The sequence below is a fragment of the Bacillus spizizenii TU-B-10 genome (genome assembly GCF_000227465.1).
GTDB classification, from domain to species: Bacteria; Bacillota; Bacilli; order Bacillales; family Bacillaceae; genus Bacillus; species Bacillus spizizenii.
Window position 1 is genome coordinate 2881936 of the sequence record NC_016047.1, and the last position, 17392, is coordinate 2899327.

The following is a 17392-nucleotide window of genomic DNA, read 5'->3' on the forward strand; positions in this document are numbered from 1 at the left end:
GTTCGTTATTCCATCGGACTGCAAATTTCAATATAATGTCCATCCGGGTCAGCGATATAGGCGACCGTCTGCCCCCATGGCTTCACTTTCGGCTCCCCAATAATCGTGACACCTTGTTCTCTTACCCTTTTAATAACCTCTTCTACGTTTTCAGTGACAAATCCGATTTCAAATGTGTTTGAAGCAGATGTATCTGGAATGTCTAGCTGCGTGATTTCTCTGGCGCTTTCTCGCGTATTAAGCGCCAATATCGTAGATCCTGTTTCAAATTCGACATACGTTCCGTGTTCAGCACGAATCGGCAGTCCTAAAATATCCCGATAAAAATGAATGGCCCGCTTGCTGTCTGATACGTATAGAATAAGATATTTCATTGATAGATTCATTCCCAATCCCCCTCAACATTTTCATTAGCCCTTCTATCCCGGGATAGAAGCTTCCATCCTTAAGCTCGGATCTCTCCACATCTGCGCCCATTTTTTCACAGCCGCCACGATAATGATGAAGCCTAACAGCAGCATGATGATCGATAATACGCCATTCAATACACTGTAGCCTGCTGCTTCAGGATTGAGATACACATTGCGCACCATCCAATAGCCTGCATAATTGACAGTGACATATAAATAGGCAAGCGGGATAAGGCAGGTCAGAATGTAACGGCGTTTATCAGCGATTTTCAGCACTATAGTCGCTCCGATAATCAGCCCAACTGAAGCCATCAGCTGATTGGACACGCCAAACAGCGCCCAAATAGAACCGATATCCCCTGAATACAGCAAATAGCCCCACATGAAGCAGGCAAGTGCGCTGGCAAATACAGATCCCGGAATCCAGTCTGTTTTCTTCAGCGGTTTATACACCTCTCCAAAGAAATCCTGGATCAAATACCGGGCAACACGTGTCCCCGCATCAATCGCTGTTAAAATAAATACGGCTTCAAACATAATGACAAATTGGAAAAAGTATGAGGCCAAATGGCTGAAAAATGGCATTTCCGTAAAAATATAAGTCATTCCCACCGCAAGCGTGACGGCTCCCCCTGTTCTTCCTTCTAAGTCCAAACCGATTTCCCTGCTCAATTCAGGCAAATGGACGACATCCATACCGAGCGTACGGAAAACCTCAGGCGTACTGTTAATTGCAAAGTAATCAGCAGGCTGCAAGGCGGTCGCTGCAATCAGCGCCATGATGCCGACAAGGCACTCGACAAGCATTGCACCAAACGCAACCGGCTTCATATCACTCCATTTATTCAGCATTTTCGGCGTCGTACCTGAACCGACAAAGGCATGGAATCCCGAGATCGCACCGCAGGCGATGGTTATTGAAATGAACGGCCAAACAGGCCCTGCCAGCACCGGTCCTCCGCCTTTTACGAATTCTGTAAACGCAGGAAACGGGATGGACGGATTGACCACAAACATCCCTGCAATCAAAGCGATAAAAACACCGATTTTCATAAAGCTGCTTAAATAATCACGCGGTGCAAGCAGCAGCCAAACGGGAAGCGCCGCTGCAAAGAACGCATAAACAGGGAGCGCTATTGCAAGCGTTTTCGTATCTAGCGTTAAAAAGTCACCGAGCGCGGTAGTCTGCACCCATGGGCCAATAAAGACTCCTACCATTAAAAAGAGAAAGCCGATCGTTGACGCAAGCTTTAAATTTCCCGTTTTCTTATAAAATAAGCCCACGCCCATCGCAATCGGAATCGTAATCCCTACCGCAAATGTTCCCCATGGATTGCGTTCAAGCGCATGCAGCACAACCATCGACAGACCCGCCATCGTAATCGTGATAATAAACAGCATGGACAGTCCCGTACAAAATCCGGCAACAGGGCCGAGCTCGTCCTTCGCTACTTCTGACAGCGATTTTCCATTTTTGCGCATCGAGGCAAACAGCACAACAATATCATGGACGGCTCCCCCTATTACCGCCCCGATTAACAGCCATAACAACCCCGGCAAATAGCCGAACTGCGCCGCCAGAATCGGTCCGACCAACGGCCCAGCCGCTGCGATTGCCGCAAAATGATGGCCGAACGAAACCCATTTATTTGTAGGCACATAATCTTTTCCATCCTCAAGCGCGTGAGCAGGCGTTGGCTTGTCATCATTCACTTTGAGAACCTTCACCATCATAAATGTTCCGTATAAACGATAGGCGATAGCCAAAATACACATTGACGCTATCACAATTGTAACCGCATTCATTTTCTCCCATCCCCTTTGCTGTTTTTCATAAATATATCATAATTTCATGGTGAAAAGCGGTCATTTTTTCCTATACAAAAAAGCCGGCTGGAATGGGCCGGCTTGTGGCAATTAGTTTAGTTCAATGTCTCCAGATGTTGTACGAACTTTTAAACGGTTAGAGGTCCCGCTATCACCTACATAACCTACAATACGATGCTCTGATTTTTCTTTATACAAGATGTGATCGAGATTGGCCGCGGCATCACCTGAGTCTGCATGAAAATCCACTGCCAAAGATGCAGGTTCTTTCTGATACTCTACTGACACACTTCCGCTCGTAGTGACGATGTCGATCTCTTCGTTCTGATGATCCTGAAGAAGATCAATATCCCCGGAAGTTGTCTTATAGTTCACCTTTTCAGCTGTTGTGCGGCTGCTTTTTATTGATCCGCTTGTTGTCTTTACCTCACCTTGGCCGAATGAATTTTGGTCAGTTTGAATTTCTCCGCTCGTTGTTTTTAGCGTCAGCTCGTTTTCGATGCGTGTATGCTTCAGCTCAATATTTCCTGATGTAGAGTCAGCAGCTGCTTGATCCGTTTGCGCATTTCCTATCAGAATATCGCCAGAGGTTGTCGTTACGGTTATCTCATCATACTTCTTTTCCGGAATCGTGATGGTGATTTTCATATCCTTTTCGCTGCCCCACGGTATAAAAGAGATGATATTCTCGCGTGCTATTTGATTGATTTTTAATGAATTGCCATCTTGGCTCACATCGAACAGCTTTTTGCTTTTATCACTGACTTGTCCTTCAGCAGCTACCTGAATATCATCCGTTTGCCCGCTTTTGACCTCTGCATGCATCGAGCTCGTTGTTACCACAATTTTTTTAATATCTGCAGCATCATATGTTTCGGCAGCTTTCACCTCTTCTTTTGTAAAATCCGAGGCAGCTGCAGAGATGACAGCCCCGATTACCCCGACTGCAAATACTGCGATCAATCCTATTATGATTTTTTTCATGTCTGCGCCCCCGTCACCAGCTTTAAATTATATCTGATATATCGCAAACTCATGCCATACAGCAGCTTGCCTAAATGCCACAGCCCTATACACAAGAGCAGCCCCAGACTGCCAAACACGAGTGATAAAAAGAACTCCAGCATCATGTGCGTATTCATTTGAAACATCACCATGCCGACAAACATAATTGGTGATACAGAAAGTGCAAGCGCCGCCCCGCATAAACCCACGTACACTCCAAAAATGCCAATAGCTGGTCCCAGCACAAAAATCAAATTTAAGATGCTTATCGCTGCTGCTGAACATGCCATCTGAAAGAGGTTCTTCTTAGGGCGCTGCACTGCTGGAGCAGTTTCCGTGACATCTGGCACCAATTCCTTTGCTATTTGTTTTGGGGAGCCGAGTTCCCTGATGATGTCCGCTTCCGGCCTGCCTTCTTTCATCCCTTCTGTAATATGTTCTTCAAAATCAAATAAGATCTCATTCCGCTCTTCTTTAGAAAGCGGCTGTAACTCTTTACTTAACTCCTGTAAAAACTGTTCTTGATTCATCGTTCTCCTCCCCTTGCCGCATCAATGATTTGATTGACAGATGCTGTGAACTGATCCCATTCTGCCAGCAGCAGTTTCATTCGCATGAAACCAAGCTTTGACATCGTGTAATATTTTCTGGCAGGCCCTTCGGAAGACGGCGCCATATATGTTTCTAAATACTCTTCTTTCGTCAGTCTCCTGAGAAGAGGATATAAGGTGCCTTCAGCAATCGCCATGTGCCTGGAAATGTTTTGAGAAAGCTCATATCCGTATTGGTCTTTTTCGGATATTAATACAAGCACACATAGCTCTAATGCTCCCTTTTTGAATTGAGCATTCATCATAAGATCCTCCCTGCGGCTGGTCAATTTTGTTTATTTTTCCCACCACTTATCCATATGGTAACATCCACTACTGAACATTACAAGGTACTGAATGATATCTACTGACAAAAAAAGAAAAACCGGAGAGAGATCTCCGGCTTTGTTTCTCTTATGATTGTTTTTTCAGGCGGATCACATTCCAGGAAAGCGGCGTGAAATGCGCGGTTAGGCCGTTTTCGCTGACAGACGATGTTCCGTTGGAATGCGGGACGACATTTTTTCTGTTATGCTGGTTTGTCGCTTTGATATCCTGATGCTCGAGTACGATGTGCTCTGCGATTTGATAGGATTCAAAGCCTCTGAGCGAAATCTCCGTCTCCATCTGATCCTCAGCTTTGTTTACCGCAAAAATGGTGAGTGTTTCTTCCTCTTCTGAGTACACAACAGCTGCATCAACATATGGCACATCAGTAAAATCTGAGCAGTCGTACTTCGGAGAAGAAATAAGCGGTTTCAGCGACTCACCTCTTCCGTACACAGAAGCATGCATGTACGGATAGAAAATCGGCTGTCTCCATGCTTCTCCGCCTTTTTCCGTCATGATCGGCGCGATGACATTGACAAGCTGTGCAAGACACGCGATTTTCACACGGTCTGCGTGCTGCAGCATCGTAATGAGCAGAGAGCCGACCAATAAGGCATCTTCAAAATTATAAATATCCTCTAAAATAGGCCGCGCAGTAATCCACGGTTCTACTTTTTTATCAGCCTCATTTGAGTGATACCAAACGTTCCATTCATCAAGAGAGAGATTGATTGTTTTCTTGCTGCGTGTTTTTGCTTTTACATAGTCACAGGTTGCAGCGACAGATTTAATAAAATGATCCAGATCCATGGAACGGGCCAAGTAGTTTGGCAGATTGTTATCTCGGTTTCCGTAATACGTATGGAGAGAAATATAGTCGACATGCTCGTACGTATGCTCCAGTACCTTTGCTTCCCAATCGATAAAGGTCGGCATGCCGCTGTTTGAGCTGCCGCAGGCAACAAGTTCAATTGATGGGTCAACCCATTTCATGACCTTTGCCGTCTCCGCGGCAAGCCGCCCGTATTCGTCAGCTGTTTTGTGGCCAATCTGCCACGGGCCATCCATTTCGTTACCTAGGCACCATGTCTTGATGCCGTACGGCTGTTCATAGCCATGTGATCTTCTTAAATCACTCCAGTAAGAGCCTTTCGGGTGATTGCAGTATTCAACGAGATTGCGGGCGGCATCTATGCCTCTTGTGCCAAGGTTGACGGCCATGTTGACCTCAGTGTTGACCTTTTTTGCCCAAGATAAAAATTCATTTGTTCCCACTTCATTGGTTTCTGTCGTTTGCCATGCCAAGTCAAGCCGTCTTGGGCGGTTTTCGACAGGCCCGACACCGTCCTCCCAGTTGTATCCGGATAAAAAGTTTCCGCCCGGATAGCGGATGATCGGAACCTGCAATTCTTTGATCAGTGACTGGACATCCTTTCTAAACCCGTCTTCATCCGCTTCAGGGTGATCTGGCTCATATATGCCTTCGTATACCGCACGCCCCATATGTTCGATAAACGATCCATAAATCCGTTTGTCTACTTCACCGATTTTATATTCTTTGTCTACAATCATTCGCGCTTTTTTCATCACACGTTTCCTCCCTTTTTAACCTTTGACTCCGCCTACTGTCAAGCCGGAGATAAAGTACTTTTGGAAAAACAAGAAAATGATAATCACCGGCAAAATCGCAAATACTGAGCCGGATATGAGCATGTCATAGTTGTTTCCGTAAGGGCTCAGCAAACTGGACAGCCCAATTGGAAGCGTAAACATTTCTTTCGAACGAAGCACGATCAGCGGCCATAAGAAGTTGTTCCAGCTGTTTAAGGACTGGAGGATAATCATCGCGCCGAAAGCCGGTTTCATCAGCGGCGCCATAATCCTGAAAAAGATGCCGAATTCCGTACAGCCGTCCATTCTTGCAGAGTCCAGCAGATCTCTTGGCAAACCAAGCGCATACTGCCTGAAAAAGAAAACAGCAACAGGCGAAACGATGAACGGCAATATGACACCCGTATACGAATCAATCAAATGCAGTCCGACGGTAAGCTTAAACAACGGAAGCATCATCACTTCCAGCGGAACCATCATAATAATCAGCACAAGAACAAAGATGATATTTCTGCCCTTAAAATCATAAACCGCAAGCCCGTACCCGATCATCGAAGAAAAAAACAGAGTGAGCACGGTCGTAAAAAGTCCGAGCACAAGACTGTTAAAAAACCATTTGAAATAAATGCTGCCGCCATTAAACAGAAATGTGTAGTTATCAAAACTCATCACTTTTGGATCAATATCAAGATTCAGCCCCACACGCAAAAGCTCAGATGACGGCTTTAATGATCCTAAAAGCAAACAGAAAATCGGAAAAATATACAATAGGCTCAGCATAATAAAAAACAGGGTTAGTGCGATTCTGTAAACGCTAAACTGAGGACTGTGCCGCAACATTTATCCCTCCCCCTTAAACGAGCCTGACAGCTTTAATGAAATCAGGCTGACAACAAGTATCACAATCAAAAGCACAATGCCGATGGCCGCTCCGTATCCCATTTCGTTGTAGGCAAGCCCCTGCTGATACAAATATCCGACAAGCGTCAGACCAATATTACCCGGGGAATTATTCTGCCAAAGGACGTAGCTTTCCTCAAACATTCTGAATCCGCCGATGATACTGATGGTCAGCACATATACGGTTACTGGCTTGAGAAATGGCAGCGTAATGTGCCGGAATTTTTTCATCGTATTCGCGCCGTCAATATCGGCGGCTTCGTAAAGCTCTTTCGGCACATTTTGCAAACCGGCCAAAAAGTAAAGGATGTTGATTCCCATCCATCTCCACGAAGCAAGCAGCACCATTAAAAACATGCCGGTATGCTCATTGTTCATCCAGTTCTGAGGTGAAAAGCCAAGTTTAAGTAAGATGGAATTGGCCAGCGATGTTTCCATTTCTCCGAAGATCAGCCGAAAAATGATCCCCGCCACAATTGTAGAAGTCAATGCCGGAATGAATAGCGCTGATTTGAATATATTTCTGAATTTGACAAGCTTTGAATTCAGGAATATGGCCAGAAGCAAAGGAACAGGAATCAGCACAATCAGCGTCCAAAAGGTGTATTCCAGCGTATTCCAAAGGGCTGTATAGAACGTCGGGTTGTTTAGTGCTGTATAATTAGACAATCCGACAAACGACACCTCTCCCGGCAAAATTCTTTGAAAGCTCATGATGAAGACACTAATGATGGGGTATAGAAAAAATACGAGAAAGGATAAAACGAATGGCGCAGTAAACAGATAGGGCGCCGCTTTTTTCGAATAAAATAAATCTCGCCAGCCTGATTGTTTCTCAGCTGAAGGAACGGGATGAACCGTTCCCGTTTTCACAGGTTTCATGAGAACCTCCCCGCTTTCACTTTTTGAATGGGATTCTATTTCTGTTTCAGTTCACCTGCCGCTCTGTCCAAGGCTTGTTTAGGCGTTTTTTGCTGAGATTTAAGTGCGTCGAACAATACACTTCTGTTGACAAGGTCTGAAGCCTTGGCAAAATCCTCATGTAAATATATCGGATTGATTTCATCCTTGATATCGAGCAGCATAGAAAAAATGCCTGTTCCGTTTTGGAAGTAATCCGTGTATTTGTTTTTCTCTTTCAATTCCTTGGAGCTCCAGACATCCCAGCGAAGCGGGTCAAACCCGAGTACGCTCCAAAGCTTTTTGTTTCCTTCTTTAGAACCCTTCGCAAAGGCCAAAAACTCTTTTGCTAACTCAACATGCTTGGATTGCTTCGGTACAACAGTTGCCGTACCGCCCAAACCTGCCGAACGGTCGCCTCCCTCTTTCCATGCCGGAAGCGGCCGGATGGCAATCTTCCCTTTCAGATCAGGCATATAATCTATGAATCTTCCCATATACCAAATCGGCATCAGAACCGACGCTGCTCCGCCTTGGTTCATAAAGCCGTAATATTCTTCACTATGATGCCCGCCGCCTGGTGCGGCAATCATCGTTTTATCATTAATCATGTCCTTTAAATATTGAAGTGTTTTTACATTGGTGTCATTATTGAGGATCAGCTTGCCATTTTTATCAAAATAGCCTGAGTTTTGCTGTGAAATCATGGATAAGAACGTTCCGGAATCATTTGTTTCCACCGTTCCCATCGGCTTTCCGGTTACTTTGCGCACTTTCTGCCCGGCTTTATGGTAATCATCCCATGTTTTAATATCATCAGGATCGACGCCGGCTTTTTTCATAACATCCATGTTATAAAACATCACTGTCGTCCCTACATGCGTATCCAGCCCGTAAAGCTTGCCGTTTTTGCTGTACAGGGTAAGCCGTGCCTCAACGAATTTATCGCGGTCCTTTTCAATCAGCGGAGTCAAGTCGGCAAGCGGGATATCAGAGCCCTTCAAAAAGTTTGAAAAACGAGCCAATTCGACATCGGCAATATCAGGGACACCTTCTCCCGCGATTAAGGAGATAGACAAATTATCGTGCATTTGCCCATATGGATAAACGACCGTATTCAGTTTAATTTTGCGGTCAGGATATTTTTTGTTCCATTCCTTCACCATTTCCACATAAAATTGCTCATGAAGTCCGTTAAATGTCCAAAAGGTCAGTTCGGTTTCACCCGATTTCCCGGATGATCTTTCTGCTGAACACCCAGCAATGCATAATGTCAGCAGCATCATGAGCACAAGAAAACAGGCAGTCATTTTTTTCATTTGCGTTACCCCTTCCATTCGAGGTGCGGGCTATTCATATAGACCATGATTGATCAGCGTTTTGTTTTCATTGATGATTCTTAATCCGGTGCAGCGGTCTCTTAAGGTGTGCGCGTGTCTGAAGGCATTCTTGACGGAATCCTGCCCGACACCGATTTCGTCAAAAAACGCAGGGCCTCCGGCTGATCTCAGCCAATTGGCCAATACTTCTCCTTCTGGGAGCGTTTCATAAGCCGATTGAATGGCTTGCCGCTGGCGCGGAGAAAATTCGTTCAGCCCGTCGTCCTGGGCGAGCTTTCTGTATGTGTCAGTTAATAACACAGCGGCACAGCCCACCTTTGCCCCATGGAGAATCTGAGGCCGGTTTTTCTCCATTAATTCCATCTCAATCCAATGGGAAATATGATGCTCTCCCCCTGATGCCGGGCGGGAATGATCTAAAGCCAGCATGACAAGCCCCGACACAATTAAAGATTCCATTAAAACCTGTATGCCTGTTTCCGTTTTCATCGCAATGTCTTCTGTGTGTTCGATACAGGCATCAAGTGCCTCCTGAACGATCTTAGCCCCTGCTGGCGAATAAGGCTCGCCGGCAAGATGGCGGGATATCTCCCAATCAGCTAAAGACGTGATTTTACCGAGCATGTCGCCAAATCCAGCCGCCACCATTAACTGGGGTGCTGCTTTTAATAGATCCAGATCAGCGAACAGCGCGGACGGCGCCTTCGTTTGGATGGTTGTTTTCGTACCGTATAAAATAAGCGGCGCTCCGGCTGATGTAAAACCGTCTACAGATGGGGCAGTCGGGTAAGAAATAAACGGCAAATCCCTCTGAAACGCTGAGAAGCGCACAATATCATGAATCGTGCCCGAACCGACTGCGATCATGACATCCGTTGTTTTTTTCATATGGATCAGTACATGAATGAGAGACCGTTCATCAGCCGTCACATCTCCGGCTTCATTTTCCGGAATGATCAGGCACTCGGCGTGGAATCCTTCTTGATTCAAGCGGTCTTCCAAATCAATTCCGGCAATGCGATGTGTATTCGAGTCGCAGACTAGGACGATCTGTTTGTGTTTTTTTCTTTTTACATACTCTAAAAGCGAATCGGCTGCTTGTTTTTCGAGAGCAATTTCTTCCATTTCGATAGGAAACGTCTTTTCTCCGGCTTGTTCAAAAGCACGCTGAACGTCAGCTGCGATACGATTCATAACAGAATCCCCTCCTCAGCTAATTTGGTTACATCCTTAATAGACTCCAGCACATAATCCGGTGTGTACAAACGCTGTTCACCCGGTTTCGCAGAACCAGTAAGCACTAAGGCGCTTTTCATGCCATAAAGCTTCCCCATCGCAATGTCTGATTCAATGCTGTCTCCGATAATCATGCATTCATGTGCGGACAGCCCCATTGCTGTACATGCAGCCTCCGCCATCAGCCATGACGGCTTTCCGACAACAAGCTCCGTTTTCGCTTGAGCGGAAGCCTCTATCGCCCCAATCATTCCGGCCACATCGATGGCATTGCCGTCTTCATTTGGAAAAGAGCGGTCTTTGTTCGTAGCAATGATACGAGCTCCGCCTGCGGCCGCTTGAAAGGCTTGATTTAAATCTTTGTACGTGAGCGTTTCATGAAGGGAGATCACAAGCCAATCCGCTTCCTTCGGTTCGTTCGCGTGCTGCACGCCGGCCAGCCTCAGCTCGTCAACCAAGCCTTGTTCTCCAAGCACCCACACCTTTGCAAAACGATAATGGTTTTTCAGAAAAGCTGCTGTGACACTTGACGACAGAACAATATCGCTTACATCCGCCTCTATCCCCGCGCCGAGAAGTTTTTTTCTGCACATGGCACGGGAGATATTCCCCCGATTGCTCAAAAAGACGATTTTCTTCCCCATTTCTCGGAGTGTATTGATCGCTTCTCTTGCCCCTTCAATCAATTCATTTCCTCTGAATACAGTACCGTCCAAGTCAATCAGAATGCCGGCCGGTGACACAGCTGAATCATGACTGGCCATAATACGCATTTGCTCCGTGTTTTCGATAAAAATGCTTTTCATGAAGGACTGTATTAATTGGATTTACATCCTTGTTCAACATAATGGAGTGATAGGCCATTTCCGCAACCGTTTCTAATACAACGGCGTTATGAATGGCATTTAAGGCGTCCGTGCCCCAGCAGAACGGGCCGTGATTATTCACAAGCACACCCGGAACCTGTTCGTAGTTATGATGCTGAAAGGTTTCCGCTATGACTTTTCCTGTATTCAGTTCGTAGTCATGAATGATTTCTTCATCGTACATTTCTCTTGTACACGGAATCGCACTGTCAAAGTAATCAGCATGGGTCGTACCTAAAGGCGGTATGTCTCTGCCCGATTGCGCCCAGCTTGTTGCCCATTGAGAATGGGTATGGACAATTCCCCCGATGTTCGGAAAGGCTTTGTACAAATAAACATGAGTAGGTGTATCTGATGAAGGCTTGAGCGAACCTTCGACGACCTCTCCTTCAAGATTCAAAACAACCAAGTCATCAGCTGTCAGGTCGCTGTATTCGACTCCGCTTGGTTTGATGACAATTCTTTCTTTTTCACGGTCAATACCGCTGACATTTCCCCACGTAAAGGTTACCAGCTGATGCTCTTGAAGCTTCAGGTTGGCAGCCAGCACTTCTTTTTTTAATGTTTCAAGCATGCTCCATCACCCTTTATGAATTCTTTTTGGCGGCAGATGAAAATTGAAGATTTTTAATTGTTTTCAGACGTTTCATGACATGGTTTTCTTTTCCGAAGTAGTGAACAAGCTCTTTATATTCAGCGTACAATTTTTCATACACCGCAGCGTTTTCGGCGTTTGGCGTATAAGAAATATCTTTCAGTTTTCCCATGTGCGCCGCTGCCTCTTTGATGTCGTCGTATCCGCCGTTTTCTTTACCGGCAGCAAGCGCGCCGAAAATGGCAGATCCTAAGGCAGGGGCTTGCGGGGAACCAGAGATTTTAATGTCCATGTTTGTCACATCCGCATAAATTTGCATGACAAACGGGTTTTTCTCAGCAATTCCGCCAGCTGCGTACAGCTCCTCAATCGGAACCCCGCTTTCTTTGAACGTTTCGATAATCATCCGGGTTCCGTAAGCCGTCGCTTCAACTAATGCTCTATACATCTCTTCAGGCTTCGTCAGCAGCGTCATGCCAAGCAGCATCCCAGTTAAATCAGCATCAACAAGGGTTGAACGGTTTCCATTCCACCAATCTAAAGCAAGCAGGCCGCTTTCACCTGGCGCTTGAAGGTTTGCCTTCTCACTCAGCAGCTCATGAACGCCAATGTTTTTTTCCTCTGCTTCCTCTCGATACGCTTGCGGGACACATGTTTTTACAAACCAGTCAAAATGATCGCCAACACAGGACTGCCCGGCTTCATATCCCGCGTAGCCCGGGAGAATTCCGTTGTCCACGACACCGCACATACCCGGCACGATATGTACCTCTTCGCCCAGAAGAACATGGCACGTTGAAGTTCCCATAATCATCAGCATTTTTCCTGGCTCTGTGATGCCGACCGCTGGCACGGAAACATGAGCATCAACATTGGCAACCGCAACAGCCGTACCTGGAAGAAGGCCTGTCAGCTGTGCCATTTTTTCAGTCAGTTCGCCGGCTTTTTCCCCTACCGAATGAATAGAACCCGCTAATTTGTCATTTGTAATCGTTTTCATTAAAGGGTTTAATTTGCCAAAGAAATCTTCTGACGGATATCCCGCTTTTTCACTCCAAATTGCTTTATACCCTGCAGTACAGTTGCTTCGCTTAAGCGAGCCGCACAGCTGGTACACGATCCAGTCTGCAGCCTCGATAATCCGGTCAGCCGCTTCATAAATGTGAGGCGCTTCTTCGGCAATCTGCATGACCTTCGGAATCATCCATTCTGATGAAATTTTTCCACCGTACCGCTGTAAAAAAGCTTCTCCTTCTTCTTCCGCGATTTGATTGAGCCGATCAGCATGCTTTTGGGCCGCATGATGCTTCCAGAGCTTCACATAGCTGTGCGGCTCCTCTTCATATTCCGGCAGCATGCATAACGGCTGCCCTGTACTGTCAACTGGCAGGATCGTACAAGCCGTAAAATCAATACCGATCCCGATAATGTCTTTCGGTTCAACGTCCGTCTGTTCGAGTAAAGACGGAATGGTTGTTTCCAAGACTTCAAGGTAATCAGCCGGATCCTGCAGCGCCCAGTCCCGCGGCAGCTTATGACCCGTTTTTGGAAGGACTGTATCAATGACCGCATGCCTGTATTCTTTCACAGCAGACGCCAGTTCCTCCCCTGTTTCGACATGAACGAGCACCGCTCTTCCTGATAAAGTTCCAAAATCAACCCCTATTGTGTAAGCCAAGTGACATCCCCCTCTCTACTTTTGAAGCCGGTAAAGCGCCTCGTTCCATTTTAATTCGTGTTTCAGCTTGTGAATTGTCGTATCACGGGAAATGAGAACACTTTCGATCCCCGCCATTTCCGCCCAATCGAGCATTTGCTCTACTGTCAGTTCATAAGACAAGCAGGTGTGGTGTGCGCCGCCGGCTAAAATCCATGCCTCCGCCGCTGTTTTCAATGACGGCTCCGGCTTCCAGAGAACACGGGCCACCGGCAGATTCGGCATGTCTTTTTCAATTTCCTGTCCGTTGACCTCATTCAAAACAAGACGGAAACGCCCACCAATATCAACAAGGCTTGCTTGAATGGCTGAACCGCTGATGCCGTTAAATACAAAACGTGCAGGGTCCTCTTTTCCGCCGATAGAAAGCGGATGAACCTCAATTTTCGGCTGATCCAAAGCGACAGTCGGACACACTTCAAGCATATGTGAACCCAGAATCATTTCATTTCCCGGTTCAAAATGATACGTATAATCTTCCATGAAGGACGTTCTTTTTCCTTGAGACATGATTTTCATCATCCGTACAAGAGCCGCTGTCTTCCAATCTCCTTCACCTGCGAACCCGTAGCCTTTCTCCATCAGGCGCTGAACAGCAAGTCCCGGCAGCTGTTTCATTCCGTGCAGCACTTCAAACGATGTCGTAAAAGCTGAGTATCCGCCTTGTTCAAGGAATGTGGTTAAGCCAAGTTCAATTTTCGCCTGTTCTTTAATCGACGCTACCTTTGCTTCGTCGCGTTTTGTTTCCTCGCTGATGACATAAAGCCTGTCATACTCCGCATAAAGCGTGTCAACCTCGTCGTCCGTAATTCGGTTCATCACTTCAACAAGGTCTCCGATGCCATATCCGTCAACTTGCCAGCCAAATTGAATATGCGCCCCCACCTTGTCTCCGTCCGTTACCGCGACGTGACGCATGTTATCTCCGAATCTGGCAACCTTAATATGTCGGCTTTCATTTAATGCAGCCGCCGTATCCATCCACTGTGAAATCTCTTTCTTCACTTCTTCATCATCCCAGTAACCGGCAACGACTTTTCGGCTCAGCCCCATTCTCGAGTTGATGTAACCATACTCACGATCGCCATGTGCGGATTGGTTGCTGTTCATAAAATCCATGTCAATCGTACCCCACGGAATATCGCGATTATATTGAGTATGCAGATGCATAAGCGGTTTTTGATAAGAAGAAAGGCCTTCTATCCACATTTTCGCGGGAGAAAATGTGTGCATCCATGTAATGATGCCCGCGCATGTCTCACTGTACTCCGCTTCTCTTAACAGTTGTCTGATGGTTTCCGATGAAGTGACGACAGGCTTGTGAGTGATTTTATATCTAGAAGAAACCCCGCTAAGCCCCTCACAAATGCTTTTCGCATGCTGATCGACCAGTTCCAGAGTCTCTTCCCCGTATAGGTGCTGGCTTCCTGTTACAAACCAGAATTCATAATCCTTTGTCTGAAGCATGTAAACTGCCCCTTTCTTCCTATAGTAAAACGCTTTCAATTACCCAAACAGATACGGACTAATAACAAAAAATAAACTATTTTCAATTAATTTGTACGAACAACTTTATTATATTAGTAGGTTTATTTACTGTCAATCATTTTTGTATTCTTTTACAAAAAGAAATGATTCGTTACCTAGGTTTTCAGGTAAAAAAACGTGTTCTTAAGAACTACGATTGCTCTGTCAATCAATCTTCCGATTCGTTTTTCCATTAGAAAAAGCCCTGATGTATCAGGGCTAAACAAAGATGATAAGATGTGCATGATTAAGCTTTCTCTTAATAAGACGGCCAGCCTGAGCTCCAATTCAAATCATTGATTAACATCTTTGGAGTGCCGTTGTCTTTTGCATCATAAGCATGACGCACGAGTATGTTCCCGTTTACGATATCCTGTCCGCCCGGCCCTTTCCACTGTTCATTGCCGGCATCAAGAATCGTACCTCCTCCGTCCATCATGCTTTTACCGTTTCTGTCTACATAAGGACCTGTAATATTTTTCGATCTGCCGTAAGCAATTTTGTACGTACTATTTACGCCTTGACAGCATTTATCGAATGAAACCATTAAGTAATAGTAGCCATTATTGTATGTTAATGTAGGGGCTTCCAGAGCGCCGCCGTTATTTGGTCTGGCCGCTATCGAATATAATGAACCGGTTGGTTTCATCGTAGATTTATTTAATTTTGTTAATTTAATTCCGCCCCAAAATGAACCAAATGCTAGCCAAGGGTTTCCATCTTTATCAATAGTTAATTCAGGATCAATGGCATTGTAATTATTGGCACTTGTCGACCGAGTAACAAGTCCCTCATCCTTCCAGCTGCCCGAACTGAGACTTGTAGTTGAAGCAAGCCCAATTAAAGAGGTATTGCTGCCAAATGAAGAAACTGAATAGTAAAGCCAGTACTTTCCGTTGTAGTATGTCACATCCGGTGCCCATTGGTTTCGTTCGTAATTAGGCACATATTGCTTCCACCAAGATAAAGGACTAGTGAAAATTGACTTTTGAACCCTCCATACTCCGTTACTGTCCGCTTTTAGAACACGTAATCCGTTTTCCTCAGCAAGACCTGTCCCAAAAGCATACCAAGTATTCCCTTCTTTTGCCATTGTCGGATCATGCAGAAGCTCGTTCGATGCCCCCCAAAAAGCCGCTGATGCCGGTAAAGCGGACAACATTACAGCACCAGCTGTTAAAGCTGCACAAGAAAAACGCAATAATCCAGAAAACGCTTTCTTTTTCATATTCATCAAATCCCCCTTTTTTGGAATATAGAAAACTTGTCTATCATCCAGACTAGCACAAATTTTCTATATATATCCTTATTGTAGAGTTGCTTATTGAATTTGTACAGACAAAAAAATAGAATCCGCCTTTTACAGCGGATTCTGATGGTTTTTATTCATATGTGATTTGGTCAACTGTCTTTCGGTCTAATTTCTTAATCACTTCTGTAATTAATTTGACCGCGTTTTCATAATCATCACGGTGCAGCATGGCCGCGTGCGTATGAATGTAGCGGGTTGCAATGGTAATAGAGAGCGCAGGAACGCCATTTGCCGTCAAATGGATGGCTCCCGAATCTGTTCCGCCGCCGGCGATGGCATCAAACTGGTACGGAATGCCTGCTTCCTCTGCGGTAGCGACAACTACATCGCGCAAGCCTTTATGAGAGACCATGGATGCATCGTAAACGATAATCTGCGGGCCTTTACCCATTTTGCTTTGCGCTTCCTTCTCGGAAATGCCAGGCGTGTCTCCTGCTATTCCTACATCAACACCAAACGCAATATCAGGCTGAATGGTATGCGCAGCCGTTTTCGCTCCCCTCAGGCCAACTTCCTCCTGCACGGTTCCGACACCATACACAATGTTTGGATGATCTGTATTTTGTAAGTTTCTTAACACATCAATTGCAATCGCACAGCCAATGCGGTTGTCCCAGGCCTTCGCCAGTAAGAATTTTTCATTGTTCATGACCGTAAATTCAAAATGAGGTACGATCATATCTCCCGGGATTACACCCCATTCCAAGGCTTCTTCTCGGCTTGAAGCTCCAATATCAATAAACATGTCTTTTATTTCCACTGATTTTTTTCTCGCTTCAGGAGATAAAATATGCGGCGGCTTGGAGCCGATAACCCCTGTGATTTCGCCTTTTTTTGTCACGATGGTGACACGCTGGGCCAGCATAACCTGAGCCCACCAGCCGCCAACGGTTTGAAAACGGATAAAGCCTTTATCGGTGATTTGTGTCACCATAAAGCCGACTTCGTCCAAATGCCCGGCGATCATAATTTTCGGGCCGTTTTGCACACCTGTTTTTTTGGCAATTAAACTGCCCAGCCGATCTGTTGTCACCTCATCAGCAAATGGTTCTATGTATGATTTCATCACTTGCCTTACTTCTCTCTCATTGCCCGGTATGCCTTTTGCATCTGTTAAATCTTTCAGCATGGTCAATGTTTCATCTAATTTTGCCATGTTTCAAAACCTCCTTCATCAGTCCTGCCTTCTTATTATACAAAACCTGGCGCTAACCATACGACTATTT

At 45.6% G+C, this 17392-nt stretch carries 17 protein-coding genes; all 17 read right to left on the reverse strand.

The window, feature by feature from the left end:
• Positions 1-5: 5 nt before the first annotated feature.
• Positions 6-374, reverse strand: coding sequence for a VOC family protein (locus tag GYO_RS36410; RefSeq protein ID WP_236827595.1), 369 nt, complete (start codon positions 372-374; stop codon positions 6-8).
• Complete coding sequence (locus GYO_RS44165) at positions 289-477, reverse strand: hypothetical protein (protein ID WP_080010097.1); 189 nt, start codon at positions 475-477, stop codon at positions 289-291. Before GYO_RS44165 ends, GYO_RS36410 begins: the two co-directional genes overlap by 86 nt.
• Entirely contained in the window at positions 420-2216 is a 1797-nt protein-coding gene (gene cstA, locus GYO_RS36415) for a carbon starvation protein CstA (protein ID WP_014114715.1), read from the reverse strand. The genes GYO_RS44165 and cstA overlap by 58 nt, the downstream gene beginning before the upstream one ends.
• A gap of 111 nt (positions 2217-2327) precedes the next feature.
• Positions 2328-3221: a DUF4097 family beta strand repeat-containing protein gene (locus GYO_RS36420; protein WP_014114716.1), complete on the reverse strand. Its 894-nt coding sequence runs from the start codon at positions 3219-3221 to the stop codon at positions 2328-2330.
• Positions 3218-3772 (reverse strand): HAAS signaling domain-containing protein, encoded by a 555-nt coding sequence (locus tag GYO_RS36425; RefSeq protein WP_014114717.1) that lies wholly within the window; start codon positions 3770-3772, stop codon positions 3218-3220. Before GYO_RS36425 ends, GYO_RS36420 begins: the two co-directional genes overlap by 4 nt.
• On the reverse strand, positions 3769-4095 hold the full coding sequence (locus tag GYO_RS36430; protein ID WP_003222447.1) for a PadR family transcriptional regulator: 327 nt from the start codon (positions 4093-4095) through the stop codon (positions 3769-3771). The genes GYO_RS36425 and GYO_RS36430 overlap by 4 nt, the downstream gene beginning before the upstream one ends.
• A 151-nt stretch (positions 4096-4246) precedes the next feature.
• The gene (abfA, locus tag GYO_RS36435) at positions 4247-5749 is read right to left on the reverse strand and encodes an alpha-L-arabinofuranosidase AbfA (protein WP_003222445.1); all 1503 of its coding nucleotides are present in this window, start codon (positions 5747-5749) and stop codon (positions 4247-4249) included.
• A gap of 18 nt (positions 5750-5767) precedes the next feature.
• Positions 5768-6613 carry an arabinooligosaccharides ABC transporter permease AraQ gene (gene araQ / locus GYO_RS36440; protein WP_003222443.1) on the reverse strand — a complete coding sequence of 282 codons (846 nt, stop codon included), beginning with the start codon at positions 6611-6613 and terminating at the stop codon, positions 5768-5770.
• Positions 6614-7555, reverse strand: coding sequence for an arabinooligosaccharides ABC transporter permease AraP (araP, locus tag GYO_RS36445; RefSeq protein ID WP_003222442.1), 942 nt, complete (start codon positions 7553-7555; stop codon positions 6614-6616). It abuts the gene before it with no gap.
• Between the two features lie 35 nt (positions 7556-7590).
• Positions 7591-8892 carry an arabinooligosaccharides ABC transporter substrate-binding protein AraN gene (gene araN / locus GYO_RS36450; RefSeq protein WP_014114719.1) on the reverse strand — a complete coding sequence of 434 codons (1302 nt, stop codon included), beginning with the start codon at positions 8890-8892 and terminating at the stop codon, positions 7591-7593.
• A 30-nt stretch (positions 8893-8922) separates the two neighbouring features.
• The gene (gene egsA / locus GYO_RS36455) at positions 8923-10107 is read right to left on the reverse strand and encodes a sn-glycerol-1-phosphate dehydrogenase (protein ID WP_014114720.1); all 1185 of its coding nucleotides are present in this window, start codon (positions 10105-10107) and stop codon (positions 8923-8925) included.
• Complete coding sequence (araL, locus tag GYO_RS36460) at positions 10104-10922, reverse strand: sugar-phosphatase AraL (protein ID WP_072182852.1); 819 nt, start codon at positions 10920-10922, stop codon at positions 10104-10106. Before araL ends, egsA begins: the two co-directional genes overlap by 4 nt.
• Positions 10900-11589 carry an L-ribulose-5-phosphate 4-epimerase gene (gene araD / locus GYO_RS36465; protein ID WP_003222433.1) on the reverse strand — a complete coding sequence of 230 codons (690 nt, stop codon included), beginning with the start codon at positions 11587-11589 and terminating at the stop codon, positions 10900-10902. Before araD ends, araL begins: the two co-directional genes overlap by 23 nt.
• A 13-nt stretch (positions 11590-11602) precedes the next feature.
• Entirely contained in the window at positions 11603-13288 is a 1686-nt protein-coding gene (gene araB / locus GYO_RS36470; protein ID WP_014114722.1) for a ribulokinase, read from the reverse strand.
• Between the two features lie 15 nt (positions 13289-13303).
• Positions 13304-14794, reverse strand: a complete 1491-nt coding sequence (araA, locus tag GYO_RS36475; protein ID WP_014114723.1) for an L-arabinose isomerase — start codon at positions 14792-14794, stop codon at positions 13304-13306.
• 319 nt (positions 14795-15113) lie between these two features.
• Positions 15114-16082, reverse strand: a complete 969-nt coding sequence (abnA, locus tag GYO_RS36480; RefSeq protein ID WP_041521188.1) for an arabinan endo-1,5-alpha-L-arabinosidase AbnA — start codon at positions 16080-16082, stop codon at positions 15114-15116.
• A 154-nt stretch (positions 16083-16236) separates the two neighbouring features.
• Positions 16237-17322, reverse strand: coding sequence for a M42 family metallopeptidase (locus GYO_RS36485; RefSeq protein WP_014114726.1), 1086 nt, complete (start codon positions 17320-17322; stop codon positions 16237-16239).
• Positions 17323-17392: the final 70 nt, after the last annotated feature.